Source organism: Streptomyces chumphonensis (genome assembly GCF_014779715.1).
In the GTDB taxonomy this organism is placed as follows: Bacteria; Actinomycetota; Actinomycetes; order Streptomycetales; family Streptomycetaceae; genus Streptomyces; species Streptomyces chumphonensis.
On the sequence record NZ_JACXYU010000002.1, the window covers coordinates 381365 to 405940 of the forward strand.

Here is a 24576-nt window from a genome sequence, read left to right on the forward strand (position 1 = left end):
CGGCCATGGACGACTCCCTGCGCGAACTCGTACTCGGTGTGGCCGCCACGGGACTCGGCGCCGCGATCGGCTGGTCCTTCCGCGCCTTCCTGTGGCGTCGGGCGCTGCGCCGCAAGCAGCGGTTCTTCGGCCTGCCCGACCACTCCGAGAGCGTTCTGGTGGTCAACCGCGACCCCGCTGCGGAGGGCGCCGTCGCACGCGGCGACGTCTTCGCGCTGCTGGAGGTGACGTCGCTGATCAAGGACTGCGGCGCGCAGCTGCGGGTGCTGACCGCCCACGACGCGCGGCAGGGCTTCGGCGAGCGCACGGAGTTCTGCATCGGCGGGCCCGTCTCCAACCCGCGCACGGCCGCGCATCTGGAAGCCCTGCTGCCGGGCGTGCACATCCAGGCGGGCCCCCACCGGGAGCCGGGCCACGGCACCTACACCATCGGCGGCGAGAGCCACCGGCCGCGCAAGGGGGCCGTGGAGTACGTCCTGCTGGCCCGGCTGGCCCCCGAGGCGGACATGCGCCCGGTCTTCCTCATCTGCGGGCAGACCTCGGTCTCCAACCAGGCCGCCGCACGTCATCTCGCCCGGCACCACAAGCGGTTGGCCCGCAAGCACGGCGGCACGGGAACGTTCTGCCTGCTGCTGAAGGTCGTCAGCTCCGCCGCGTACGGGCCCGACGTCGTCGAGGTCGTCGGCGACGTCACCCGGGCGGCCCTGACGCCCGCCCCCGCGCCCGCCGGGCAGGACGGCACGGAGGACGGCGACGTGGCCGAGGGCTCGGCTCAGGACTCGGCCGCCTCGGCGTAGACCTGGGAGAGCTCGGGGGTGCCGCCGCTGGCCCAGGCGTGCCCGATGCCGACGACGTCGACCTCCCGCCCCGAGTCGAGCCGCACGACCGGCTGGCCGTTCGGCCACACCCGCCACCGCGCACCGGTCACCCGGCGGACGATGACCGTACCCAGATAGAGCCCCGCGTCGTTACCCAGCCAGGTCATGGTTTCCGGGTCGTCACGCCAGCGCGGGAGCAGTTGGTCGAGCGCTTCCAGGGACGCCGGGCTGTCGTCCAGGCGGACGCCGCTGTCCGCCGCCTGGCCGCGCAGCAGGTCGGCCTCGGCCAGCAGTTCGGCCATTCCCTCGGGATCGCGTTCGCCGCCTCCGAACACGGCGACGCCGCGCGCCATGCCGTGCCGCTTGCGCCAGCTGTCCAGGAAGGGGATGTTCATGCGCTTAAGGGTCGCACCCGGCGTCGCCATGACACCACCGGCACGCGGCGGCCCCGGGGTGGTCGCCGCCCTCGTCTGCTGCCTGACGTTGACCGGCTCGGGCCTCACCACCGCGACGGCGGGCGCCGAGCCGCCCCCGGCGCGTGAACTGCGGGAGCACTTCGACAACCGGGGCATCAGCGACGACCGCGCTCCGGGAGCCGCCGACCTCGACGGGGCGGGCAACTCCTTCTCGGCGCAGGACCTCTCCGCCGCCGGGTGGACGCCCGGCGCCCCGCTCGACCTCGGCGGCGCCCGGCTGACGGCGCCCCGTCCCGGCACCCCCGGCACCCCCGACAATGTCGTGGCCGACGGCCAGTGGGTGCGGCTGGACGGGGCGGGGGACGCCCTGTCCCTCCTCGTGGCGGCCACCTCACCGCACGGCCCCGGCGCGGAGCTGCGCCTCCCCGGCACCGTCCGGTACGCCGACGGCTCCCGTTCGGACCACGTCCTGTCCGCCGGTGACTGGCGCGGCGGCCCGGCCTCCGTCGCGGCGGTCGCGCTGCCGCACCGCAACACGGCCACCGGCTCCCGCGCCGAGACCGTGCGGCTGTACGCCGTCACGGTCCCACTGCGCGGCGATCGCCCGGCCGTCGCCGTGCGGCTGCCCGACGACCCCGGGCCCGACGCGGACCTGCACGTCTTCGACCTGGCCCTCCAGCGGGCGGCGCGGGGCTGGACGGGCACCTGGGCGGCGAGCACGTCCGGCTACACGGCGGTGGGCCCCTGGACGGACCGGACCCTGCGGCTCGTCGTCCCCGCCAGCACGGGCGGCACACGGGTGCGCGTCCGGCTCGCCAACACCTTCGGCGCGCTCCCGGTGGACGTCGGGGCGGTCTCCGTCGCGGTACGCGGAGCGGGGGCGGCACCGCGCGAGCGCCCGGTGCCGCTGCGGTTCGGCGGCCGTGCCGGCGTGCGCCTGCCCGCCGGCGGACAGGCCGTCAGCGACCCGGTGGACCTGCCGGTACCCCCGACGTCGTCCCTGCTCGTCAGCCTCCACCTGCCGGGCACCGTCGCAGCGGCACCCGTGCACGCCAAGGCCCTGCAACGCTCCTACACCTCCGCCGACGGCGCCGGCGACCTCACGCTCGGGGCGGACGGCACGGGGTTCCGGACCGGGCCCACCACCTGGCCGTTCCTCACCGGGGTGGACGTGCGCGGCGGGCCCGGCGCGGTGGTCACCCTCGGGGACTCCATCACCGACGGCACCGGCTCCACCCCCGGTACCGACCGGCGCTGGCCGAACGTGCTGGCCCGGCGGCTGGCGGCGGCCCGCGACGTGCCCGCGTACGGCGTGCTCAACCACGGCATCTCCGCCAACCGCGTCGTCACCGACCGCTACGACGGGGACGGGATCAGCTCCGACACCGGCGGGGTCAGCGCCCAGCACCGGCTGGACCGCGACGTGCTGCACCAGCCGGGCGTGCGCACGGTCGTCGTCTTCGAGGGCATCAACGACCTGCGCCACGGGACGTCGGCGGCGGACCTCCTGACCGGGCTGCGCGCCGTCGCCGACCGGGCGCGGGCCCGGGGGCTGCGGGTGCTGGTCGCCACCCTCACGCCCTGTGGCGGCTGGCCGGACTGCACACCGGCCGTGGAACGGGCCCGCCAGGAGGTCAACGCCGCACTGCGCGCGGATCGCGGCACGTTCGACGCCGTGCTGGACTTCGACGCCGTCCTGCGCGACCCGGACGCGCCCGAGCGGCTGCTGCCCGCCTACGACAGCGGCGACCACCTCCACCCCGGCGACGCGGGCCTGCGCGCCCTCGGCGAGTCGGTCGACCTGTCCCTGCTGCCACCGCGCGCGGCCGACCGCCGGGCGCCCTCGCGGACGGCTCCCCCGGACGCGGCGGACTACGCGGCGGGGTCCAGGTCGACGACGACGGGGGCGTGGTCGGAGGGGCCCTTGCCCTTGCGCGCCTCGCGGTCCACCCAGGCGTCCGTCACGGCCGACCGGAAGGGCGCGTTGCCGTAGACGAGGTCGATCCGCATGCCGCGGTTCTTGGGGAAGCAGAGCTGCCGGTAGTCCCAGTACGTGAACGGCACGTCGTACTTCAGCGGGCGCGGGTGGACGTCGTCGAGCCCGGTGGCGCGCAGGGCGGCGAGCGCGGCCCGCTCGGCCTCGGTGACGTGGGTGGCGCCCTCGAACTGGGCGATGTCCCATACGTCCTCGTCGGTCGGGGCGATGTTGAAGTCGCCCAGGACCGCGAACGGCCGCTCGCCGCCCGCCTCCTGCCCGGCGGCCTCCCGCAGCGCCTCCAGCCAGCGCAGCTTGTAGGCGTAGTGCGGGTGGGAGACCTCGCGGCCGTTGGGCACGTAGACCGACCACACCCGCACCCCGCCGCACAGGGCGGACACCGCGCGCGGCTCCTGCTTGCCCTCGAACTCCGGGCCGCCCGGCAGCCCGATCACCGGCTCCTCGACGCCGACGCGGGAGAGGACCGCCACGCCGTTCCACCGCCCGTCCGCGTGGACGGCCGCCTCGTAGCCCAGATCGCGCAGCGCCTCGGCGGGGAACTGCTCCGCCGTGCACTTGAGCTCCTGCAGGCACAGGACGTCGGGCGCGGTGGCCTCCAGCCAGGCCGAGAGCCGCTCGATGCGGGTGTTGATCCCGTTGATGTTCCAGGTGGCGATGCGCGTAGCCATGGTGCTCAACCTACCCGCCGCCACCGACAGCGCTCACACCCGCGCGGCCTCCCCCGGCGCCAGCCGGACGTGCTCGGCCCCGCCGAGACCGGGCCCGGCCGGGCCGAGCATGCGCCCGTACACGGCGAGGCCCGGATCGGCCAGCAGCCCGTCGTGCACGTCGAACGCGCGGTGCGGGGCGACCTCCCGGACGTAGTCGACGATCTCGGAGAACTTGCTCCACGGCGCGTGCAGCGGCAGCAGCAGGGTCCCGACGGGACGGCCGGGCACGGTCAACGCGTCCCCGGGGTGGAAGACGGTCTCCTCTCCGGCGGTGGCTTCCTCCCGGGCGGTGCCCTCCGCCGCCCCCGAGGCGCCGTGCACCAGGTAGCCGACGTTCGTGACGCGCGGGATGTCGGGGTGGATGACGGCGTGCAGCCGGCCGTGCACCTCGACCTCGAAACCGGCGGCCTCGAAGGTGTCCCCGTGCCCGACGGTGTGCACGCGGCCGGGGAAGGCCGCCGAGAGCCGCTCCGCGACGGCGGCGAGCGTCCAGATCCGGGCCGCCGGGTTGGCCTCCAGCGCCGTCCGCAGCCGGCCCTCGTCGAAGTGGTCGGGGTGCTCGTGGGTGACGAGGACGGCGTCCGCGCCGCGTGCGGCCTCGGGCTCGCTGAAGCCGCCCGGGTCGATGACGAGCGTCCGCCCGTCGCGTTCCAGCCGTACCGAGGCGTGTCCTTGTTTGGTCAGCTTCATGGTTCGCCATTGTGCTACCGGCGGACCGGACGGGCCGTCAGAACGTGGCGGTGGAGACCACGTGGACTTGCGGGCGCTCGGGGCGGGTCCGGTCGACGGTGACGGCGACCGCCGGGCGGGTGCCGGGCAGGTCCACGGTGAGGCCCGCGTAGTCGCGCCCCGGCTCGTCCAGCCGCCAGCCGACCTCCTCGGCCTGCTCCCGCGAGACGGCGTCGGCGCCCGGCCGGAGCGCGGCGGGCGTCGTGCCCAGCTCGCCGAGGAACCACTCCAGATCCTCGGGAGAGGTGCGGAACTGCACGTAGAGGCTGCTGGTCTCCCAGGCGTTCTTCTCGTAGTAGCCCACGTAGGTCGACCCCCGGGGGATGCGCACCTCGAAGACGCGCCGGGTCACCTTGCGCGGCCAGCGCCACTCCAGCCCGGTGGCGGAGGCCACCGCCTGCTTGTCCTTGCCACTGTCCCGGCTCTGGTAGGCCGAAAGGGTGAGGTAGCCCGCCGGGACGGCGATGAGCAGCGCCACCACGACGGCGACCCGCCAGCGGCGGTGCGGACGGACCGGCGCGCCGGGGCCCGCTCCGGCCGGGCCGGCCGCGGGCGGGTCGGCGGCGGCCGGGTCGTGTGCGTCCGGCTCCTCCGGGCGGTCCTCGGACCGGTTCGCGGGGCTCACCGGCTCACCTCCCGGTTGCGCGGGGTGAGCCCCAGCTGGGCGGCGGCCCGCTCGTACCGCTCGTAGCGCTCCAGCCGGCGGCGGGTGGCCCGCCGGAAGCGGCGGGCCACCAGCCGGGCGAGGTCGGCGGCGCCGACCAGCCCCGCCTCCGGCCCGAGCTCGGCCCGGACGATCCGTGCCTCGGGCCGGTAGCCGCGCCCGGTGAGGTGACGGTGGAACGCGTCGCGCGCCGGATCGATCAGCAGGTCGTCGGCCGCGCTGACGCCGCCGCCGATGACGAAGCAGGAGGGGTCGAGCGCGGCGGCGAGGTTGGCGAGGCCGATGCCGAGCCAGCGGCCGATGTCGTGGAACAGCTCCACGCACATCGCGTCCCCCTCGCGGGCGAGGTCGGTGATGAGCGGTCCGGTGATGTCGCCGATCTGCCCGCCGACGCGGTCGATGATGTTGTGGGCGACCGGGGAGTCGGCCGCCGCGAGCTCGCGGGCCTCGCGGACCAGGGCGTTGCCGGAGCTGTACTGCTCCCAGCAGCCGCGGTTGCCGCAGGGGCAGCGGTGCCCGGCGGGCACGACCTGCATGTGCCCGAACTCCCCCGCCACCCCGTACTTGCCGCGCTTGACGCGGCCGTCCTCCAGTATGGCGCCGCCGATCCCCGTCCCGAGGGTGATCATGACGAGGTGGTCCTCGTCCCGGCCCGCCCCGAAGCGCCACTCGCCCCAGGCGGCGGTGTTGGCGTCGTTGTCCACCATGACGGGCACGGCCAGCCGGGCTTGGAGCGCCTCGCGCAGGGGCTCGTCGCGCCAGGCCAGGTGCGGGGCGAAGAGCACCCGGGAGCGGTCGGCGTCCACCCAGCCGGCGGCGCCGATGCCCACGGCGTGCACGTCGTGCCGGTCGGAGAGGTCGAGCACCAGCTCGGTGATCACGTCCTCGACGACCTGGGGGCTCTTGGACTTGTCGGGCGTCTCCGTGCGGACCTTCTCCAGGATGGTGCCCTCGGCGTCCACCACGCCCGCCATGACCTTCGTGCCGCCGATGTCGATGCCGACGGTGGGCACCCGGGGCGCGGAGAGGTGCGACCGCCGCTCCCGCACCCCCGCCGTGCCCCGCGTGGCGACGGTGCGCAGGACGGTGGCCCGCGTCGAGCCGTGGGCGGTGCGGTCACGGTACGTACTCATCAGCTCGATTGTGCCTCACCCCTGGGGTCGTGGCGGAGCTCGTGGCGAAGCTCGTCCAGCTCGGAGCCGCCGGCCATCTGCCGGGTCAGCTCGTCCAGGCCGATCTCGTCGGCGGCGTACGAACCGGCCATCGCTCCCCGCTGGAGGAGCACGAAACGGCCCCCGACGAGGTACGCGTGGTGCGGGTTGTGCGTGATCAGGATGACACCGAGGCCCTCGTCCCGCGCCGCGGCGACGTACTTCAGCACGGTGCCGGACTGCTTGACGCCGAGCGCGGCCGTCGGCTCGTCCAGCACGAGGACGCGGGCCCCGAAGTGGACGGCCCGGGCGATGGCGACGCACTGCCGCTCGCCGCCCGAGAGCGTGCCGATCGGCTGGTCGACGTCCCGCAGGTCGATGCCCATGCGGCGCAGGGCGTCGCGGGTCGCGGCCCGCATGGCCCTCACGTCCAGGCGGCGGAACGGGCCGCGGCCGGTGTGCGGCTCGGAGCCCAGGAAGAAGTTGCGCCACACCGGCATGAGCGGCACGACGGCGAGGTCCTGGTAGACGGTGGCGATCCCGGCGTCCAGCGCCTCGCGGGGCGAGCCGAGCCGCACCTCCCGCCCGTCGATGCGGTAGCGACCGCCGTCGTGCCGGTGCAGCCCGGAGACGATCTTGATGAGGGTGGACTTCCCGGCGCCGTTGTCGCCCAGGACGCACGTCACGCTACCGGGTTCCACCGTGAGGGAGACGCCGTGCAGGGCGCGGACGTTCCCGTAGGACTTGGCCACCTCCTCCAGCGCGAGGAGCGGTGCGTCGGCGGAGGGCACGGCGACGGCCCCGGTCTCGGCGGACGTCATGCGGTGGCCTCCGAACGGCGGCGGATCCAGGCGTTGAGCAGCGTGGCGAGCAGGAGCATCGCGCCGAGGAAGAACGTGAACCAGTTCGGATCCCACTGCGCGTAGACGATGCCCTTGCTCGTCATGCCGAAGATCAGCGCGCCGACGGCGGCGCCGACCGCCGAGCCGTAGCCGCCGGTGAGCAGGCACCCCCCGATGACGGCGGCGGCGATGTAGATCAGCTCGTTGCCGACGCCCTCCCCGGACTGGACGACGCCGTAGGTGAACAGCAGGTGCTGCCCCAGGATCCAGGCGCACAGCGCCACCCCGAGGTACAGGCCGATCTTCGTGCGGGCGACGGGGACGCCGACGGCGCGCGCGGCCTCGGCGTCGCCCCCCACCGCGAAGATCCAGTTGCCGGCCCGGGTGCGCAGCAGCACCCAGGTGGCCAGGGCCGTCAGCCCGAGCCACCACAGGACGGTGACGCGCAGGCGGACGTCGTCGCCGAAGGTGAGCTGCGAGGCGAACAGGGCGCCGGCGCTCCCGTACCCCTCCATGTCGGCGATCGAGGGGGTGGAGACGGTCCCGGAGATCAGCTTCGTGGCGCCCAGGTTCAGCCCGGTGAGCATGAGGAAGGTGCCCAGCGTGATGATGAAGCTGGGCAGGCCGGTGCGGGTCAGCATCCAGCCGTTGAAGAGGCCGACGCCGAGGGTGGCCAGCAGGGACACCCCGACGCCGACCCACACGTTGGCCGTCAGCTGGTAGCTGACCATCGAGGAGACCAGCGCCGAGGTGGTGACCATCACCCCGGTGGACAGGTCGAACTCGCCGCCGATCATGAGCAGCGCGACCGGGACGGCCATGATCCCGATCGTGGACGCCGCGTACACGACCGTGGAGAGCCCGGCCGGGCGCAGGAAGCTGTCGGCGACCACCGCGAAGAAGACGAGGACGGCGACCGCGCCGACGACCGAACCCAGCTCCGGTCGGGCGAACAGGGCGTGCCCCGGCCTCCGGCGGACGGCGGCCTCGGTGGCGGCGGCCGTCATCGGGTGCCCCGCTCGGTGTACGCGGCCAGCGCCTCGGCGTCGTCTCCGGTGAGGATCTGCGGCCCGGTGAGGACCGGCAGGCCGCCGCCGAGCATGGTGGCGTTGTAGCGGTACAGCCACAGCAGGTCGACGGCCTCGTAGCCCTGGAGGTAGGGCTGCTGGTCGACGGCGAAGGTGATGCCGCCGTCCCGCAGGCCGTCGACGACCTGGGAGTTCAGGTCGAAGGTGGCGATCTCGGCGTCGCTGCCGGCCTGCTCGGCCGCCCGCACGGCGGTGGCGGCGAAGGGGGCGCCGAGTGCGACGACGGAGTCCACCGCGCGGTCGGACTGGAGCTTGGCCTCCAGCGAGGACTGCACGGACGGCATGGAGGTGCCGTCGACGTAGAGGCTCTCCAGCGTGCCGTCGAAGGTGTTGCGGACCCCCTCGCAGCGCTCCTCGTGGCCGACGTTGCCCTGCTCGTGCAGCAGGCACACGGCCTTCGTGCGGCCCCGCTCGTTCAGTTCGGTGCCGACGGCCTCGCCGGCGGTCACCTCGTCCTGGCCGATGTGCGCGAGCGCGCCGACGTCGGCGGAGTGGGCCTGACCGGAGTTGATCGTGACGACGGGGATGCCGGCGTCGGCGGCCTTGCGGACGACGTCGCGCAGGGCGTCGGGCTTGGCGAGGGTGACGATCAGCCCGTCCACGCGCTGGTCGATGCGCGCCTGGACGAGCTGGGCCTGCTGCCCCGCGTCGTCGTCGTGGGAGTACAGGAACTCGATGTTGTCCTTGACGGCGGCCTGCTCGGCGCCGGAGCGCACGATGTCCCAGAACGTGTCGCCGTCGCCGGAGTGGGTGACCATCGCGACCGTCCAGCGCGGGGTGTCCACGGCGGCGCTCCCCCCGGCCGCCTGCCGGGCGCGCTCCTCCTCGGCCCGCTTGCCGCCGGTGCTGCTGCACCCGGCGAGCGACACCGCGAGGGTCAGCACGGCGGCCACCACCCCCGCCGCGCGCCTGCGGAACCCTGTCTCCCTGGCCACCTGAGCCCAGCCCTTCACTCGCGATCCCCGTATGACGGTCGAACCGCACAAGTATCGGACAACGGTCACGGGCGGAAGGGGGCGGGGCGGGCCTCCGCGCCGGGGCGCGGGGCCCGCCGGGGCTCAGCCGCCCAGGTGGCGGTGGCGGGCGTCGAGCGCCGCCGCGCCGTCCCGCGTCAGGGAGCCGAAGAGGCGCAGCCGGGAGATGCCGCCGTCGGGGAAGATGTCCAGGCGGACGTGGGTGACGGCCGGGGCGTCCGTCGGCAGGAACCGGTGGACGGTGTCCGGCTGGAGGCGGGTGCGCGGCAGCAGCTCGACCCACTCCCCGTCCTCGCCGTCCTTGCCGACGAGGGCGGCCCAGCCGGCGGCGTTGCCCTTGAGGTAGGCGGTGTCGATCTCGACGGCGCGGATGCGGGCCTGCCCCGTCAGCGCGTAGCTGATCCAGTCGTGGCCCTGGTCGCGGCGGCGGCGGGTCTCCCAGCCGTCGTCCATCTTCTGCGAGCGGCCCGGGTTGATGGTGTGGGTGGCCGGGGAGTAGAAGCGGTCGGAGGCGTCCAGCACCGCGCCGCCGTTCTCCAGGGCGACGACGTCGAACGTGCCGAGGGCGGCCAGCCACGCCGGGTCGGGGAGCACCTCGCCGTGCACCCGGAGCCGGGCGATGCCCCCGTCGGGGTGCTGGTTGACCCGCAGGTGGGTGAAGCGCTGCTCGGCGTCGACGGCGAAGCCGTTGGCCGCGTGCCCGCCGACGGGGGTGCGCGGGACGAGGACCGTCCACTTCACGTCGTCGGCCAGCAGGTCCTCCGGCGCGGCGGACAGCGGCGCGGAGGTGGCCTCGATCGAGACGGACTGCGGGTAGTTGCCGCGGAAGTGGGCGGTGTCCACGACGATGCCGCGGATCACGCCGGGCGCGCCGAGGCGGACGAGGGCCCAGTCGTGGTCGTCGTCGGCCGGGTGCGGGACGTCGGCGATGGAGCCGCGGCGGCGGCGGGTCTCCCAGCCGTCCATGATCTTGCCCTTGTGGCCGAAGTGCTCGGGGTCGAACACGGCGGGCGTGGGGATCAGCAGGTTCTCGCGCTGGGCGAAGAACTCGTCGTTGGCGGCGATGACGCCGGCCCCCAGCCGACGGTCGGCGAGGTCGGCGAAGGTGGTGAAGGGGAAGTCCGCGGTGCGGTAGTCCGCGTAGGGGTCACCGCCGCCGTAGGGGCTCGCGTCGCCGGTGAAGCGGGGCAGGGCGGTCATGCGGTGGTCCTCTCGATGAGTCGGCCGGCTTTGGCGGTGGTGCGGCCGTGGTCGGTGATCTGCTCGCCGCGCAGCCAGGTGGACCGGACGACGCCGTGCAGCGTCCTGCCCGCGTAGGCGGTGACCTGGTTGCGGTGGTGGAGTGCGGCCGGGTCGACGGTGAAGGTCTCCTCGGGGGCCAGGACGGCGAAGTCGGCGTGGCGTCCGACGGCGATGCCGCCCTTGTCCCCGTCGAGGCGGGCCAGCGCCGCCGGGGCGGCGGACATCCAGCGCACGACGTCGTCCAGCCCGTGGCCGCGTGCGCGGGCCGCCGTCCACACGGCGGGCAGGCCGAGCTGGAGGGAGGAGATGCCGCCCCACGCCCGGCCGAAGTCGGGGACCTTGAGGTCGGTGGTGCAGGGCGAGTGGTCGGAGACGACGCAGTCGATGGTGCCCTCGGCCAGCCCGGCCCACAGCGCGTCCTGGTTCCCCCGCTCGCGGATGGGCGGGCAGCACTTGAACTCGGTGGCGCCGTCCGGCACCTCCTCGGCGGTGAGGGTGAGGAAGTGGGGGCAGGTCTCGACGGTGATCCGGACGCCCTCGCGCCGGGCGGCGGCGATCATCGGCAGCGCGTCGGAGGAGGACAGGTGCAGCACGTGCACCCGGGCGTCGAGCCTGCGGGCGAGGTCGATCAGGAGGGCGATCGCGTCGTTCTCCGCCGCGCGGGGTCGGGAGGCGAGGAAGTCCGCGTAGCGCGGGCCGTGCGGCTGCGGCGCGCCGCTCAGGTGGCCGGGGTCCTCGGCGTGCACGATGAGGAGGCCGTCGAAGGCGGCGATCTCGGTGAGCGCGGCTTCGAGCCGGGCCGCGTCCAGCTCGGGGAACTCCTCGACGCCGGACGGCGAGAGGAAGCACTTGAAGCCGAACACCCCGGCCTCGTGCAGCGGGCGCAGGTAGCCCAGGTTGCCGGGGACGGCGCCGCCCCAGAAGCCGGTGTCGACGTGCGCCTTGTCCCGGGCCACCGCGCGCTTGACGGCGAGGTGGGCGGCGGTGGTCGTGGGCGGGAGGCTGTTGAGCGGCATGTCGAGGAGGGTGGTGATGCCGCCGGCCGCCGCCGCCCGCGTCGCCGTCCAGAACCCCTCCCACTCGGTGCGCCCGGGGTCGTTGACGTGGACGTGGGTGTCCACGAGGCCCGGGAGCAGCGCGTCGTCGCCGACGTCGACGAGGCGTGCCCCGGCCGGGAGCGCGGCGCCGTGCGGCAGGACGGCGGTGACGCGGCCGTCGGTGACGGCCACGGCGGCGGGGCGCGTCCCCTCAGGGGTGACGACGCGTCGTGAGCGCAGGACGAGGTCGGCGTGGGACGGGGTGGCGGTCAATCGGCCCTCCTTCGCGAATTTCAACGATCTGTTGAAAGATTCCCTCTCCGGGGCAGCGGAGTCAAGGCCGCCGGGCACCCCGCCCGCACCGCGGACACGCCTTGGAGGTTTCCACTAAATGGATAAGTGATGTCGCATCACGGAATGTAGCTCCACCCAGGACCCGACCCGGCGGGGACGGCGCCACCCCGGCCGGGCAGGCGCACAAACCCGCCCCTACCGGCGATTAGCGCACGTGGACGGCACCGCCACCACTCGACCCGACCGCCACCGGGCCCGGTAGCATGCGGCACATCCGGCCGAAAGGAACCGCCACGTGCCGCCGTCCGAGCACAAGACCCCTTCCGCCCCCACGGCCACCGGGGGCGTCCAGTCCCTCGAACGCGCCTTCGACCTCTTGGAGCGGATGGCCGACGCCGGCGGCGAGGTCGGGCTGAGCGAGCTGTCCGGCAGCAGCGGACTGCCGCTGCCGACCATCCACCGCCTGATGCGCACCCTGGTGGCCTGCGGGTACGTCCGCCAGCAGCCCAACCGGCGGTACGCGCTCGGCCCCCGGCTCATCCGCCTCGGCGAGAGCGCGTCGCGGCTCCTGGGCACCTGGGCCCGTCCCTACCTGGCCCGGCTCGTCGAGGAGACGGGCGAGACGGCGAACATGGCCCTGCTCGACGGCGACGAGGCGGTGTACGTGGCCCAGGTGCCCTCCCGGCACTCGATGCGGATGTTCACCGAGGTCGGGCGGCGCGTGCTGCCGCACTCCACCGGCGTCGGCAAGGCCCTCCTGGCCGGGCACGAGGCCGAGGAGGTGCGCGCCCTACTCGCCCGCACCGGGATGCCGGCCGCCACGGACCGCACGATCACCACACCGGACGGCTTCCTGGAGGCCCTGGAGCTGACCCGGCGACGCGGCTACGCCCTGGACGACAACGAGCAGGAGATGGGCGTCCGCTGCATCGCGGTGCCGGTGCCCGACTCCCCCACGGCCGCCGCCATCTCCGTCTCGGGCCCGGCGGGCCGGGTCACCGACACGGCCACCGACACGATCGTGCCGCTGCTCCAGCAGGTGGCCCGGGAACTCGCCGACGCACTCGCCACCACCACCCCGGTGAACGGCAACGGCGGCTGACGGCCGAGCCCCGTGGACGGCGAGCCCCCCCCGAGCGCCGGCACGGCTCAGCAGCGCTCCGGGGGCTCGCCGAACAGGGCGACGGCGCCGCGCAGTTCCCGCAGCGGTTCGGTCAGCGCGCTGACCGAACCCAGGGCCCCGACCACCAGCAGCAGCCCGTGCCGCAGGGCCGCCACCTCGACCGTGCCCGCTCCGGCCACCGCCTCCAGCCGGGCCAGCTCCTCGTCCGCCACCTCCCGGTCGGCGAGCCAGCCCGGGTGGATGGCCAGGGCCCGGCGGACCCGCACGACGGCGGAGAGCAGGGCTGCCTTCCGGGGGTCGGCCGCCGGGACCACCGGTGTCGGCCGGGGCGCTCGGGCCGCCCCCGTCGAGGAGAATGCGCGGGGCCGTACCGCTGTCGGTTCCATCCATCGCCTCGCAACGTCTGGGCCCCCGGGCCGGGGACAGCCTCGGTCGGCGCCCTCACGGCGGACCGTCGCGAGGAGCGGGTGACACAGTTAACGCCACTCTCCGCTCATCAGTCCATACGCAAAGCGAAAATCGGCCAGCGACCCGGGAGCGCGCCGGTGGGCCACCCCGGGGCCCGGCCCGGATACCGGGCCGCGCTCGGCGGCGGATAACCTGGCCCGGTAGCCGGTTCGCCCCACCGGCCAGGTGGGAGGCGTCGCAAGAGGGAACCCGGTGGGAATCCGGGACTGCCCCGCAGCGGTGAGCGGGAACGACCTCCGTCATCGAGCACTGGGACCAGGAGAGGGTCCCGGGAAGCGACGGACAGTAGATGCCTGGTCCGCCCGACCGGCCGGCCCGCGAGTCCGAAGACCTGCCGCTACCCGTGCGCTCACCGTGCGCACGGTGAGCCGGGGAGCGCGAACCCGTGCGCCGCCCGGCCTTCCCTCGACTCGCGAAGGAGAGTTGACGTGACCGAGACATCCGTCGTCCTGGGCACCGAGGCCAAGTCACCGGCCGATTCCCAGGTGACGCTCGCCCACATCATGAGCGAGCACGACACCAACCTGTACGGCACCATTCACGGCGGCGTGGTGATGAAGCTGATCGACGACGCCGGCGCGGCAGCCGCCGGGCGTCATGCCGACGGACCGGCGGTGACCGTCTCGGTGGACCGGATGTCGTTCCTGGCTCCGGTGCGTGCCGGTGACCTGCTGAGCGTACGGGCCGAACTGGAGCGGGCCGGGCGGACGTCGATGACCGCGGCGGTCCGGGTGACCGCCGAGCGCTGGAACGCCTCCGGGCCGGCCGCCGAGGTGGCCACGGCGCGTGTGACGTTCGTCGCGATCGACGCCGGGGGCAGGCCCCGCCGGGTCCCCGCCCTCGTCCCCGCACAGGACTCCTGACTCCGGTGAGGGCCGGCGGAAGCGGCCGCCGTTCCCGATGACGGGCCGTCATCTCGTGCGGAGGTGACGGCCCGCCTGGGCGGCCCGGACGGTCCGTTGCCGGGACCAGGCCCTAGACTGACCGACGCAGCTGGTTCGCCCTGCCCGCCAGGCAGACGCGTCGCAAGAGGGAACCCGGTGGGAATCCGGGACTGCCCCGCAGCGGTGAGCGGGAACGACCGCCGTCACACGCACTGGAGCCGCACGGTTCCGGGAAGCGACGGCCAGTAGGTGCCTCGTCCGTGCCCACGGACCCGGCGCGCCCGCGAGTCCGAAGACCTGCCACTGCCCGTGTGTGTGGACACGCGCACGGACATCTCGGTGACCTCGAGGGCGGGTCGGCGGAAGAGGCGGGCTCCCCCGGGGGGCCTCGCCGCGATCGCCGTTTCCTTCGTGTCCTCGTCCGGTCCCCGAGCCCATGACGAGTTCTCGCGAAGGAGAGACCCGTGACAACCCAGTCCGCAGCCGCGGCAGTGAGGGCCACCGTGTACGGCTACCCCCGCCAGGGGGCGAACCGTGAGCTCAAGAAGGCGATCGAGGGCTACTGGAGGGGGCGGACCACCGCCGCCGAGCTGCACCGGACCGCGTCCGATCTCCGCCGGAACAGCTGGCGGAGCCTGGCCGACGCCGGGATCGACGAGGTCCCGACGGGCGACTTCTCCTACTACGACCATGTGCTGGACACGAGTGTCATGGTGGGTGCGATCCCCGAGCGCCATCGGGCGGCCGTCGCCGCCGACCCCCTGGACGGCTACTTCGCCATGGCGCGGGGCACGCAGGATGTGGCACCACTGGAGATGACCAAGTGGTTTGACACGAACTACCACTACCTGGTCCCCGAGTTGAGCCCCGACACGGTCTTCGCCCCCGACCCCCGGAAGCAGGTGGCGGAACTGGAGGAGGCGCTCGCCCTGGGCCACGCGGCCCGCCCCGTGCTGGTCGGCCCGGTCACCTACCTCCTGCTCGCCAAGTCCGCGCCGGGAGCGGCCGCGGACTTCGACCCGCTGACGCTGCTCGACCGGCTGCTGCCGGTGTACGCGGAGATCCTCGCCCGGCTCCGGGCCGTGGGGGCGAAGTGGGTACAGCTGGACGAGCCCGCCCTCGTCCAGGACCGCACACCCGCCGAACTGGGCGCCGCTGAGCGGGCCTACGGCCACCTGGGAGGGCTGGGCGACCGCCCGAAACTCCTCGTGGCCTCGTACTTCGACCAGCTCGGTGACGCACTCACGGTCCTGGCCAGAACCCCCGTCGACGGGCTCGCCCTGGACTTCACCGAGCGGGCCGCCACCAACCTGGACACCCTCGCCGCCGCGGGCGGCCTGCCCGGGAAGCGCCTGGTCGCCGGGGTGGTGAACGGGCGCAACATCTGGACCGACGACCTGGAGCGGTCGCTCGCCACCCTCGGCACCCTGCTGGGTCTGGCCGACCGGGTGGACGTCTCCGCCTCCTGCTCGCTCCTGCACGTCCCCCTCGACGCGGCGGCCGAACACGACATCGAGCCGCAGATCCTGCGCTGGCTCGCCTTCGCCCGGCAGAAGACCGGGGAGATCGCCACCCTCGCCAAGGGACTCGCGCACGGAACGGACGCGATCTCGGCAGAACTCGCCGCCAACCGGGCCGACCTGGCCTCCCGCGCGGGCTCTCCCATGACACACGTCCGCGCCGTGCGGGCACGCGCCGCCGCGGTCACCCCCGCCGACGCCCGCCGCTCGCAGCCGTACGCCGAACGGGCCGCCGCCCAACGGGCCCACCTCGGCCTGCCGCTGCTGCCCACCACCACCATCGGCTCCTTCCCGCAGACGACCGGACTGCGCACCGCCCGCGCCGATCTGCGGGCGGGGCGGACCGACGTGCCCGAGTACGAGAAGCGCGTCGAGGCGGAGATCCGGGAGGTGGTCTCCTTCCAGGAGGAGACCGGCGTCGACGTCCTGGTCCACGGTGAGCCCGAGCGCAACGACATGGTGCAGTACTTCGCCGAGCAGCTCACCGGCTACCTCGCCACCCGGCACGGCTGGGTCCAGTCCTACGGCACCCGCTACGTCCGCCCGCCGATCCTCGTCGGCGACGTCTCGCGCCCCGAACCCATGACGACCCGCTGGACCCGCTTCGCCCAGTCGCTGACCGACCGCCCGGTCAAGGGCATGCTCACGGGGCCCGTCACCATGCTCGCCTGGTCCTTCGTCCGCGATGACCAGCCCCTCGGCGAGACCGCCCGCCAGGTCGCCCTCGCCCTGCGCGACGAGGTGAACGACCTGGAGGCCGCGGGGACCTCGGTCATCCAGGTCGACGAACCCGCCCTGCGCGAGACCCTGCCGCTCCGTGCTGCCGACCGCCCCGCCTACCTGGCCTGGGCCACCGAGGCGTTCCGGCTCACCACCGGCGGCGTGCGTCCCGACACGCAGGTCCACACCCACATGTGCTACGCGGAGTTCGGCGACATCCTCGCCGCCATCGACGCTCTCGACGCCGATGTGATCAGCCTGGAGGCCGCACGCTCTCACATGCAGGTCGCCCGGGAGCTGGCCTCGGCCGGATATCCCCGTGCGGCCGGACCCGGTGTGTACGACATCCACTCCCCGCGTGTGCCCGGCACCGACGAGGTGGCCGGGCTGCTGCACGAAGGGCTGGCGGCCCTTCCGCCGGAGCGGCTGTGGGTCAACCCCGACTGCGGTCTGAAGACCCGGGGCTGGCCCGAGGTCCGAGCCTCCCTGGAGAACCTGGTGGACGCCGCTCGGGCCGTGCGCTCCGCCCTCCGCACCCACTCCTCCTGAAGGGGGCGCCCCCGGTCCGGTGCGCCGGGCCGGGGGCGACGGACGCGTTCAGCCGGCGTGCGCGAAACCCCGGCCCGTGCGGTCGAGCGGATCGGGCGGGAGGGACAGGAAGCGGGCGCGCAACGCGTCCCAGGCGGTGAGGCGCCCGAAGTCGGGCGATTCCCGGATGTCTTGGCGGTCCGTCAGGAACGGGTTCGGCAGCAGGACGGTCATCGTCTGCTCGTCGCGACCGTTGAACAGACGCAGTCCCCAGCTGACGGGAGCGCCGTCGGAGCCGATGCTCCGGTAGAGCTCGGCGCGTGAACAGCGGCGGATGCGCCCGAGTTCGGGGCCGGAGGCGGTGTGTTCACCGATGCACAGGTGGAAGTGCCAGGCGCCGAAGTCGACGGTGGCGTAGCCGTCGTTCATGGTGATGGCCCGCGGGGCGCACGGGGCGCCGACCTCCCAGGCGGCGCCTTCGATGATGGGCCCGAAGTTGATCTGCCGCCAGTGGTCGGTGAAGACCGTGGTGATCAGGTCGAGGAGGGTGGCCTCGTCCGTCGGCAGGGCCCAGACATGCTGGGTGCCACCGCTCTCGGTCGTCACGACGGCCGGTTCCAGGTCGCTCATGCGGATCGCTCCTTGGTGTGGAGAACACAGTCGCCGCAGATGCCCGCGCCGGGCACCCGGTAGTAGAGACAGCAGCTGCGGCGGCGGAAGGCGACGGTCCCCTCGTCGCGGTCGACGTCGAGGACGCCGGCGCCGGTGAGCGGCTCACGGCCGAGGAGAGCGCGGACCAGGGGCACGGCCCGCTGGCCGGACTGCGGCGCGCGGGCGAGGAGCACCCGCAGGGCGCCCACGAGGGCCGATGCGGCGTTGCCCCGCAGGATCTGCGGGGAGACCCCGCACACGCGGTGGACGGCGTCGGCGAAAGGGCGCAGGTTGCGCACGGCGACGGTGTCGTGCAGGGCGGTGGCGGTCTCCTGGGGCAGCTCGCGCGGGGCGGGGAGCCACAGTTCGGCCGGGCCGGACGGGGGCGCGCGCCACCACAGCCGGTCGGGGTCCAGGTCGGGGGCCCGGCCGGTGAGGACGGCTGAGCCGAGGGCGATCGACCAGAGCCGCGATGCCGTACCCAGGTGCAGTGTGGAGGCGGCCACGCGGCGGTGGTCGGTGCCGATGCGCCGACCCACCGCGCGGACGTACGCCGTCAGCGCGTCCTCGTCGGTGTACAGCGCGGTCAGCGGCCGGAACCCCCGGCTGCCGTCGGGTTGTTCACCGCACTTCACGGCGAAGTACGGGCCGATGGCGGCGACCTGGTCCAGCGTCGTCCGTGCCGGGTTCACCATGTACGTACCGTCCGGGTCAGTTCGTGGAAGGATCGGGTGGTGCGCGCCGCGCCGTCGCCTCGCAGGGTCAGATCGCCGTGCTCGTCGGCGCTGATCCGAGGCTCCTCACCCGCCGGGCCGGGCAGGGCGGTGAGGCCCTCGCGCGCGAGGGCGCGCTCCAGGAGGGGGCCCAGGTGCGGTGGGGATTCCACGGTGACCGTGGCGCGGGCCGCGCGGCGCAGTCCGAAGCTCCCCGAGAGCGGGTCGAAGGCCAGGTGCTCGGCGTCGAAGGCCGCGGCCACGGCTCCGCTGACGATCAGGTCCTCGGGGGCACCCGTGTGGACCCGGGACGTGCGGTCGACCAGCCAGACGGCGTCGGCGACCCGCAGGGCCAGCTCCAGGTCGTGGGTGCTCACGACGACGGTGAGGCCCTGTTCCCGGGCGAGGTCGCGCAGCAGCACGGTGAGCGCGACCCGGGAGGGCACGTCGAGGAAGGCCGTCGGCTCGTCCAGCAGCACGACGTCGGGCTCCTGGGCGAGCGCCCTTGCGGTGAGGACCCGCTGCCGCTCACCGTCGGACAGCTCGGCGGCCGGCCGGTGGGCGAGCGCTGCGGCGCCCACGGCCTCAAGAGCCCACTGGACGACACGGTGGTCCTCCGCCGTCAACCGGCCGGTGAAGCCGGTGTGCGGGTGACGGCCCAGGCCGACCAGTTCCCGCGCGGAGAGCAGGCCGGCGTCGACGCGGTCGGTGAGGACGACGGCGAGCCGCCGGGCGAGCACCGCGGGTGTCTCCTCGGCGACGTCCCGGCCCGCGACGCGCACGTCTCCGGCAAGAGGGGGGAGGAGCCCGCACAGGGTGCGCAGCAGGGTGGACTTGCCGGTGCCGTTGGGTCCCAGCAGCACCGTCAGTTCACCGGCCCGGGCGGTGAGGTCGAGGTCCGCCAGGACGGGGTGCCGTGCACCGCGGCCCCAGGCGGAGCGCGTCCGGTAGCCGACGGTGAGGCCGGCGGCGGCGAGTCCTCCGGGGGACGGGGACGGCTTCCCCGGCCGGTGGGGGACGGGGCGGGGGGCGATGGTCGAGTCGGTCATGAGGTGACCCCTTGCAGGCCGCGACGGCTGCGGATGAGGAAGGTGATGACGACCGGCGCCCCGAACAGCGAGGTGATCGCGTTCAGCGGCAGCACGGCGTCCGTCCCGGGCGGTTGGCTCAGCAGCGCACAGGCCAGCGCGAGGAACGCTCCGGCGAGCATGGAGGCGGGGACCAGGGCACGGTGGTCGGAGGTGCCCAGGGCGACGCGGGTCAGGTGCGGGACGGCCAGGCCGAGGAAGGCGACGGGGCCGCAGAAGGCGGTCGCGGCACCGGCCAGCAGGGAGGTCCCCAACAGGGCCAGGTCGCGGCTGCGTCGGACGTTCAGGCCCATGGTGCGGGCGTAGTCCTCCCCGAGAAGCAGGGCGTTCAGCCGTTTGGCGGTGAGCAGGGCCGCCACGAGGCCCGCGCCGATCACCGGGAGCATCACCGCGAGATCGGGCCAGGTCGTGGCGCTGAAGCTGCCCAGACCCCAGATCACGAACTGCTGGGCGCGCTCGGGGCGGGCGTAGACCAGCATCACGCTGACGACCGCCGTGGCCGCCGATCCGATCATCACGCCGATCACCAGCAGGGTGACCGCCGACCGCACCCAGCGCGACAGCAGCAGCACCAGCGCGAGGACGCATCCCGCACCGAGGGAGGCGGCCAGGATCACGCCGACCCTTCCCAGGCCCGCGAGCCCGCCGGTGAAGCTCCCCGCGACACCCCCCGTGGAGACCACCACGGCCGCCACGCCCATGCTGGCCCCCGAACTCACCCCGAGGGAGAACGGGTCGGCCAACGCGTTGCCGAACAGCGTCTGCATCTGGACACCGGCCACGGCCAGCGCCGCGCCCACCGCCGCGGCCGTCAACGCCCGGGGGAGCCGCACCTCCTCGACGATCACGGCCCACCGGGGATCGGAGGGCGTGCCGCCGGACAGGACCCGCAGCACCTCGTCGATCGGAACGTGGTACGAGCCGACCGCGATCGTCAGCACGAAGAGCACCGCCGTTCCCACGGCGAGCACGCAGAACACCGCGAACCGGCGGCGGCCGGGCCCGACGGGGTCGGGCGGTTCCGGTGCCGCCGGGACCGGAACCGCCGGTACCGGCTCCGGCGGTGCGGCGATCGGCGCCCTCACGCCCCGGGCACCTCGGCGTAGAAGGTGAACGTGTGCCCCTCGGCCTGATCGGGATGCAGGATGGCGAACAGGTCCGCGAGGACCAGGTCGGGCCTCAGCACACCGCGCTCGTAGAAGTCGTTGCCGCCGCCCGGGCCCTGGGCTTTGGTGTTCGTCCAGACCTCTCCGCTCTTCACGGCCTCCAGCTCGCCGTAGCGCCGGTCGGCCTCCGTCGCTTCGGCCGTCGACTTCCACTGCTCGCCGACCAGCCAGACGCGGGCGTCGCCGCCCTTGGCGTAGACGGCCTCGAAGGCCAGCTGAAGGTTTCCGGTCCCCGTGTCGCCCGCCCACGGGTAGGTACCCCCCGCGTCCTTGATCAGCCGGCCGACGTAGCTCTGCCCGGCTGCCATGCTCCAGGTGCCCTGGTACATCGACCCGAGGAGGACCCGCACCGGGTCCCCCGCCGAGGCGGCCTTCGCCGCGACCTTGTCGTAGTCGCTCTCGATGGTGTCGAACACCTCGGCCGCGCGTTCCTCGGCCCCGGTCAGCGCGGCCATCGCCTTGACCCACTCGGCGCGGCCGAGCGGGCTGGGCTCCAGCCACTCGGCGTTCGCGACGACCGCGATGCCCGCCTGCCGCAGCTTCGGGTACTGCGGATCGTCCGTGCCCTGCGTCATCAGCACGTCCGGCTGTGCTCCGATGACCTGCTCGGCGTCGAGCGAGTTGTCCTTGGCGTACTCGGCGACGCGGCCCGACTCCACCCGTTCGCGGACCTCCGGCGAACTCACGAACGCGCCGTTCGCCACCCCGGTGAGCACATCGAGGGTGTCCGTCTCGGTGAGCAGGGGCAGGTGGGTGGTCGAGGCGGAGTACAGGCTCTTGACCGGGGTGGTGATCTGCTGGGCCTCGGCGAGGTCACCGGTCAGTTCCGGCTTCGGCGCACCGCACTTGACCAGGACGTACGACTCGGGGTCGCCCTTGGGGTAGGGCTCCTCGACGGTGAGGACCTGGTAGCTCTTCTCGTACCGCAGCGTGAAGTTCTTCGCGTGCTCCACGTTGGACTTGTCGGGGAAGTAGTCCTTGTCCGGGTCGAATGCGGTGATGCAGCCGCCGTCCTCGGCGCCGGAGGCGGAGGACTCGGATGCGGTGCCGCCACTCCCGCAGGCCCCGAGCGTGAGGCTCATGGCGCCGAAGAGGGCCGTGGCGGCGAGGGCACGGCGACGGTGGAGGGCGTTCTGTCGGGACACTGAGGGTGCTCCTGGCATGCGTCAGGGCGCGCCACAGGGCCGGGCGGCGCGCGGGGAGGGCACGACCGACGGGTCACGGTCGCGCTCGGGAGGGGTTCGGACGTCGCCGGGCTCAGTGGTCCGAGGGCCGGGGGCGGGCGGACGGCGAAGGCGGCCGTTCCGGAGCAGCAGCGCCGAGGTCAGGGATCACACGGGTACGCGGGCACACGGGGTGCCACCGTCCTCTCTCGGGGAAATCCGCCCCGGAACGTCGAGGTGCGACGGCGTGAGTCTCCTGACTCGGGATCGACGCTTCCCCGGCCTTCCCACCCGAGCGGGCGGTGGCTTCGGCGGAGTCGCTCCCCCTACACAGTGGCGGTACCGTGCCGGAATCTCACCGGCTTCCTCGTTCCGCCGTCGCTTGGAGGACAGCAGCATCCCAGACCCGTGGGCGGCCGTGCCAGCCCCGCGCCTGTGCCCCTCACCACAGCGGACGCCGACAGTGCGGCAGGGCACGGCAGATGACGTGGGCACAGCCCGCGTCGACGGGGTCGCGCTCCCCCGTCGCGGTGCGCGGCCTCCAAACGGACCCCGTCAGGCGGTGGGGCGGCGGGCGTAGCAGAAGAGGTGGTCCTCCGGTTCCGCGCCGACGCCCACGGGCACGAAGGAGGTCACGGCGTGGTGGACGACCTCCAGTCCGGCCCGGCTCAGCCGCAGGAGGAAGTCGTCCGCCGCGTAGCTGGTGACGCGCACCGGCCGACCCATCCAGACGATGTCCAGGCCCTCCACGTCGGCGGGCACCGTCGAGGTGACGAGGTGTCCGCCCGGGGTGAGCCAGCCGGCGATGCGGGAGAGCGTCGCGTCGATGTCCGGCCGGGGCATCTGGAGGAACGGGAAGAAGGCGCACACGGCGTCGTAGGCTCCGGGCTCCGCGTCGTGGTCGCGGACGTCCCGCCGCTCGAAGCGGGCGCCGGGCACCCGGGCGCGGGCGAGTTCGACCATCGCCGCCGAGACGTCGATGCCCGTGACCTCGTGCCCGGCGCGCACCAGCGCCTCGGCCACGGGGCGTCCGGTCCCGCTGCCGACGTCCAGCACCCGGGCGCCCGCCGGCAGCCGCCCGGTCAGCCACTCCACCGCCGCCCGGAGCTCCGGGAGATGACCGAAGGCCCGTTCGTACTCCGCACCGATGGCGTCGAACGTCGCCGCCGCCTCGCTGACCGCCCGTTCCGTCACCGCGACCTCCCGCCGCTCGGTCGTCCCCGCCCTTGTGTCTACGCAGCCCGCCGCGCCCGCGCAAGAGCTCACCGCCGGGTCGGGCCCGGCGCGGCGGTGACCTCAGTCGAAGGCGAAGGGCAGCGAGCGCACCCGGTTGTCGAAGTTCGACGCCGCGAGCACCGGGGGCGCGGTGGCGCGGATGTCCGGGGTGCGGGTGAGGAGTTCCCGGAAGAGCGCCGTCATCTCACGCTTGGCCAGGTGGGCGCCCAGGCAGTAGTGCGGGCCGCCGCCGCCGTACCCGAGGTGGGGATTGGGCGTGCGCGTGACGTCGAAGGCGTCCGGGTCGGCGAAGACCGCCTCGTCCCGGTTGGCGGAGGCGAAGAAGAGGACCGCCTTGTCGCCGGGCCGGAAGGTGCGTCCGCCCAGGGCGTAGGGTTCCGCGACGGTGCGGCGGAACTGGATGATCGGCGTCGCGTGCCGCACGATCTCGTTGACGGCGCCCTCGGCGTGCGCGTCGAAGTCGGCGGCCAGCAGGGCGCGCTGGTCGGGGTGGTCGGTCAGGAGGGCCAGACCGTGCGCGATGGCGTTGCGGGTCGTCTCCACCCCGGCGACCATCAGCAGCGAGAAGAAGGCGCCGAGTTGCCGGGTGGTGAGCGCCTGTCCGTCGACGTCGGCGTGGACGAGCGCGGAGACGAGGTCGTCGGCCGGACGGCGGCGCCGGTCGCGGGCCAGGACGGCGATCATGCGCTGCATCCGGGCCAGCGCGCGCAGGCCCCTGCCCGGCACCCGCAGCCGGGTGCGCGCGACGCCGATGTGCTCCGAGGCGTGGTTGACGCGGTCCAGGATCTCCGGTCGGTGGCGTTCGGGGATCCCCATCATGTTGCAGATCACCTCGAACGGCAGCCGGGAGGCGACGGCCGTCACGAAGTCGTCCGGCCGCTCGGCGACCATGTCGTCGACGATGCGGGTGGAGAGGGCCCGGATGTCCGCCTCGGCGTCCGCCAGCACGCGGGGTGTGAAGGCACGGGCGACGGTCCGGCGCAGCCGGGCGTGCTGGGGGTCGTCCAGGTTGACCATGGAGTCGCCGAAGAGGGCCCGCACCCAGCGCGCGGGCTCGGGCGTGGTGACGCCCGCCGCGCTGGTGAAGACCTGCGGCCTGCGGCTGGCCTCGACGACGTCGGCGTGCCGGACCAGCGCGTAGAAGCCCCGGCCGGAGGTCGGGTCGGTGCAGTACGCGGGGGCGTCCAGGGCGCGCAGCCGGGCGAAGGCCGCCCGCTGCTCGCGTTGCGGCCGCTGCCAGAAGCGGGGGTCGGCGGGGTTGGCGGTCAGGGGTGGCGCGGGGCGGGTCGTGGCCGTCATAAGCCCCATCGTGCGGGCGTCGCCTCGGCGGCCGGGGCAGGCGCTCCGTAGGGTCA

At 74.1% G+C, this 24576-nt stretch carries 22 protein-coding genes, 1 pseudogene and 3 riboswitches; of the genes and pseudogenes, 5 read left to right on the forward strand and 18 right to left on the reverse strand.

Annotation, left to right across the window (positions count from 1 at the left end; all coding sequences use genetic code 11):
* Positions 1–5 precede the first annotated feature (5 nt).
* The gene (locus IF129_RS06985) at positions 6–797 is read left to right on the forward strand and encodes a hypothetical protein (protein ID WP_191208596.1); all 792 of its coding nucleotides are present in this window, start codon (positions 6–8) and stop codon (positions 795–797) included.
* Here the strand turns inward: IF129_RS06985 and IF129_RS06990 are convergent.
* Complete coding sequence (locus tag IF129_RS06990) at positions 773–1213, reverse strand: DUF6278 family protein (RefSeq protein ID WP_191208597.1); 441 nt, start codon at positions 1211–1213, stop codon at positions 773–775. The two genes, IF129_RS06985 and IF129_RS06990, sit on opposite strands and share 25 nt — an antisense overlap.
* Before the next feature lie 28 nt (positions 1214–1241).
* Here IF129_RS06990 and IF129_RS06995 point away from each other — a divergent pair.
* Positions 1242–3053: pseudogene (locus tag IF129_RS06995) on the forward strand (SGNH/GDSL hydrolase family protein); the annotation flags it as partial.
* 53 nt (positions 3054–3106) lie between these two features.
* On the opposite strand, the gene IF129_RS26170 reads toward IF129_RS06995, so the two are convergent.
* The 9 genes from IF129_RS26170 to allB form a co-directional block, all read right to left on the reverse strand.
* Entirely contained in the window at positions 3107–3898 is a 792-nt protein-coding gene (locus tag IF129_RS26170; RefSeq protein ID WP_318153597.1) for an exodeoxyribonuclease III, read from the reverse strand.
* A 33-nt stretch (positions 3899–3931) separates the two neighbouring features.
* Positions 3932–4630, reverse strand: a complete 699-nt coding sequence (locus tag IF129_RS07000; RefSeq protein WP_191208599.1) for an MBL fold metallo-hydrolase — start codon at positions 4628–4630, stop codon at positions 3932–3934.
* A gap of 37 nt (positions 4631–4667) precedes the next feature.
* Complete coding sequence (locus IF129_RS07005) at positions 4668–5294, reverse strand: hypothetical protein (RefSeq protein ID WP_191208600.1); 627 nt, start codon at positions 5292–5294, stop codon at positions 4668–4670.
* Positions 5291–6466 (reverse strand): ROK family glucokinase, encoded by a 1176-nt coding sequence (locus IF129_RS07010; protein WP_191208601.1) that lies wholly within the window; start codon positions 6464–6466, stop codon positions 5291–5293. Before IF129_RS07010 ends, IF129_RS07005 begins: the two co-directional genes overlap by 4 nt.
* Entirely contained in the window at positions 6466–7305 is an 840-nt protein-coding gene (locus IF129_RS07015; RefSeq protein ID WP_191208602.1) for an ATP-binding cassette domain-containing protein, read from the reverse strand. The genes IF129_RS07010 and IF129_RS07015 overlap by 1 nt, the downstream gene beginning before the upstream one ends.
* Positions 7302–8333 (reverse strand): ABC transporter permease, encoded by a 1032-nt coding sequence (locus tag IF129_RS07020; protein WP_191208603.1) that lies wholly within the window; start codon positions 8331–8333, stop codon positions 7302–7304. The genes IF129_RS07015 and IF129_RS07020 overlap by 4 nt, the downstream gene beginning before the upstream one ends.
* Entirely contained in the window at positions 8330–9349 is a 1020-nt protein-coding gene (locus IF129_RS07025; RefSeq protein ID WP_381480657.1) for a sugar ABC transporter substrate-binding protein, read from the reverse strand. The genes IF129_RS07020 and IF129_RS07025 overlap by 4 nt, the downstream gene beginning before the upstream one ends.
* Positions 9350–9472: 123 nt before the next feature.
* Positions 9473–10588 carry an allantoicase gene (gene alc / locus IF129_RS07030; RefSeq protein WP_191208604.1) on the reverse strand — a complete coding sequence of 372 codons (1116 nt, stop codon included), beginning with the start codon at positions 10586–10588 and terminating at the stop codon, positions 9473–9475.
* Entirely contained in the window at positions 10585–11940 is a 1356-nt protein-coding gene (allB, locus tag IF129_RS07035; RefSeq protein WP_191208605.1) for an allantoinase AllB, read from the reverse strand. The genes alc and allB overlap by 4 nt, the downstream gene beginning before the upstream one ends.
* Positions 11941–12256: 316 nt before the next feature.
* On the opposite strand from allB, the gene IF129_RS07040 reads away from it, so the two are divergent.
* Complete coding sequence (locus tag IF129_RS07040; RefSeq protein WP_191208606.1) at positions 12257–13063, forward strand: IclR family transcriptional regulator; 807 nt, start codon at positions 12257–12259, stop codon at positions 13061–13063.
* Positions 13064–13110: 47 nt separating this feature from the next.
* Here IF129_RS07040 and IF129_RS07045 read toward each other — a convergent pair whose 3' ends face one another.
* Complete coding sequence (locus IF129_RS07045) at positions 13111–13470, reverse strand: DUF5955 family protein (protein ID WP_224754487.1); 360 nt, start codon at positions 13468–13470, stop codon at positions 13111–13113.
* Positions 13471–13679: 209 nt separating this feature from the next.
* A riboswitch (cobalamin riboswitch) is annotated at positions 13680–13905 on the forward strand.
* A gap of 75 nt (positions 13906–13980) precedes the next feature.
* Between IF129_RS07045 and IF129_RS07050 the strand changes: the two genes are divergently transcribed.
* Positions 13981–14415, forward strand: coding sequence for an acyl-CoA thioesterase (locus IF129_RS07050; RefSeq protein ID WP_318153598.1), 435 nt, complete (start codon positions 13981–13983; stop codon positions 14413–14415).
* A 113-nt stretch (positions 14416–14528) separates the two neighbouring features.
* A riboswitch (cobalamin riboswitch) is annotated at positions 14529–14755 on the forward strand.
* Between the two features lie 145 nt (positions 14756–14900).
* Positions 14901–17225, forward strand: coding sequence for a 5-methyltetrahydropteroyltriglutamate--homocysteine S-methyltransferase (metE, locus tag IF129_RS07055; protein WP_191208607.1), 2325 nt, complete (start codon positions 14901–14903; stop codon positions 17223–17225).
* 48 nt (positions 17226–17273) lie between these two features.
* Here the strand turns inward: metE and IF129_RS07060 are convergent, their stop codons facing one another.
* The 7 genes from IF129_RS07060 to IF129_RS07090 form a co-directional block, all read right to left on the reverse strand.
* Positions 17274–17834 carry a DUF7676 family protein gene (locus IF129_RS07060; protein ID WP_191208608.1) on the reverse strand — a complete coding sequence of 187 codons (561 nt, stop codon included), beginning with the start codon at positions 17832–17834 and terminating at the stop codon, positions 17274–17276.
* Positions 17831–18550 carry a (2Fe-2S)-binding protein gene (locus tag IF129_RS07065; protein ID WP_191208609.1) on the reverse strand — a complete coding sequence of 240 codons (720 nt, stop codon included), beginning with the start codon at positions 18548–18550 and terminating at the stop codon, positions 17831–17833. Before IF129_RS07065 ends, IF129_RS07060 begins: the two co-directional genes overlap by 4 nt.
* Positions 18544–19617, reverse strand: a complete 1074-nt coding sequence (locus tag IF129_RS07070; RefSeq protein ID WP_191208610.1) for an ABC transporter ATP-binding protein — start codon at positions 19615–19617, stop codon at positions 18544–18546. Before IF129_RS07070 ends, IF129_RS07065 begins: the two co-directional genes overlap by 7 nt.
* Positions 19614–20741, reverse strand: a complete 1128-nt coding sequence (locus IF129_RS07075; protein ID WP_318153600.1) for an iron ABC transporter permease — start codon at positions 20739–20741, stop codon at positions 19614–19616. Before IF129_RS07075 ends, IF129_RS07070 begins: the two co-directional genes overlap by 4 nt.
* Entirely contained in the window at positions 20738–21967 is a 1230-nt protein-coding gene (locus tag IF129_RS07080; protein ID WP_318153601.1) for an ABC transporter substrate-binding protein, read from the reverse strand. The genes IF129_RS07075 and IF129_RS07080 overlap by 4 nt, the downstream gene beginning before the upstream one ends.
* 247 nt (positions 21968–22214) lie before the next feature.
* A riboswitch (cobalamin riboswitch) is annotated at positions 22215–22398 on the reverse strand.
* 142 nt (positions 22399–22540) lie between these two features.
* The gene (locus tag IF129_RS07085; protein WP_191208612.1) at positions 22541–23179 is read right to left on the reverse strand and encodes a class I SAM-dependent methyltransferase; all 639 of its coding nucleotides are present in this window, start codon (positions 23177–23179) and stop codon (positions 22541–22543) included.
* A gap of 102 nt (positions 23180–23281) precedes the next feature.
* Positions 23282–24520 (reverse strand): cytochrome P450, encoded by a 1239-nt coding sequence (locus IF129_RS07090; protein WP_224754488.1) that lies wholly within the window; start codon positions 24518–24520, stop codon positions 23282–23284.
* Between the last annotated feature and the right edge of the window lie 56 nt (positions 24521–24576).

Bases quoted from the DNA above. Each gene is read 5' to 3' on its own strand.
- IF129_RS07070 (WP_191208610.1), bottom strand. From the start codon at position 19,617: ATGACCGACTCGACCATCGCCCCCCGCCCCGTCCCCCACCGGCCGGGG.
- IF129_RS07065 (WP_191208609.1), bottom strand. From the start codon at position 18,550: ATGGTGAACCCGGCACGGACGACGCTGGACCAGGTCGCCGCCATCGGC.
- IF129_RS07000 (WP_191208599.1), bottom strand. From the start codon at position 4,630: ATGAAGCTGACCAAACAAGGACACGCCTCGGTACGGCTGGAACGCGAC.
- IF129_RS06985 (WP_191208596.1), top strand. From the start codon at position 6: ATGGACGACTCCCTGCGCGAACTCGTACTCGGTGTGGCCGCCACGGGA.
- IF129_RS07045 (WP_224754487.1), bottom strand. From the start codon at position 13,470: ATGGAACCGACAGCGGTACGGCCCCGCGCATTCTCCTCGACGGGGGCG.
- IF129_RS07010 (WP_191208601.1), bottom strand. From the start codon at position 6,466: ATGAGTACGTACCGTGACCGCACCGCCCACGGCTCGACGCGGGCCACC.
- IF129_RS26170 (WP_318153597.1), bottom strand. From the start codon at position 3,898: ATGGCTACGCGCATCGCCACCTGGAACATCAACGGGATCAACACCCGC.
- IF129_RS06990 (WP_191208597.1), bottom strand. From the start codon at position 1,213: ATGAACATCCCCTTCCTGGACAGCTGGCGCAAGCGGCACGGCATGGCG.
- IF129_RS07090 (WP_224754488.1), bottom strand. From the start codon at position 24,520: ATGACGGCCACGACCCGCCCCGCGCCACCCCTGACCGCCAACCCCGCC.
- IF129_RS07015 (WP_191208602.1), bottom strand. From the start codon at position 7,305: ATGACGTCCGCCGAGACCGGGGCCGTCGCCGTGCCCTCCGCCGACGCA.
- IF129_RS07020 (WP_191208603.1), bottom strand. From the start codon at position 8,333: ATGACGGCCGCCGCCACCGAGGCCGCCGTCCGCCGGAGGCCGGGGCAC.
- alc (WP_191208604.1), bottom strand. From the start codon at position 10,588: ATGACCGCCCTGCCCCGCTTCACCGGCGACGCGAGCCCCTACGGCGGC.
- IF129_RS07060 (WP_191208608.1), bottom strand. From the start codon at position 17,834: ATGAGCGACCTGGAACCGGCCGTCGTGACGACCGAGAGCGGTGGCACC.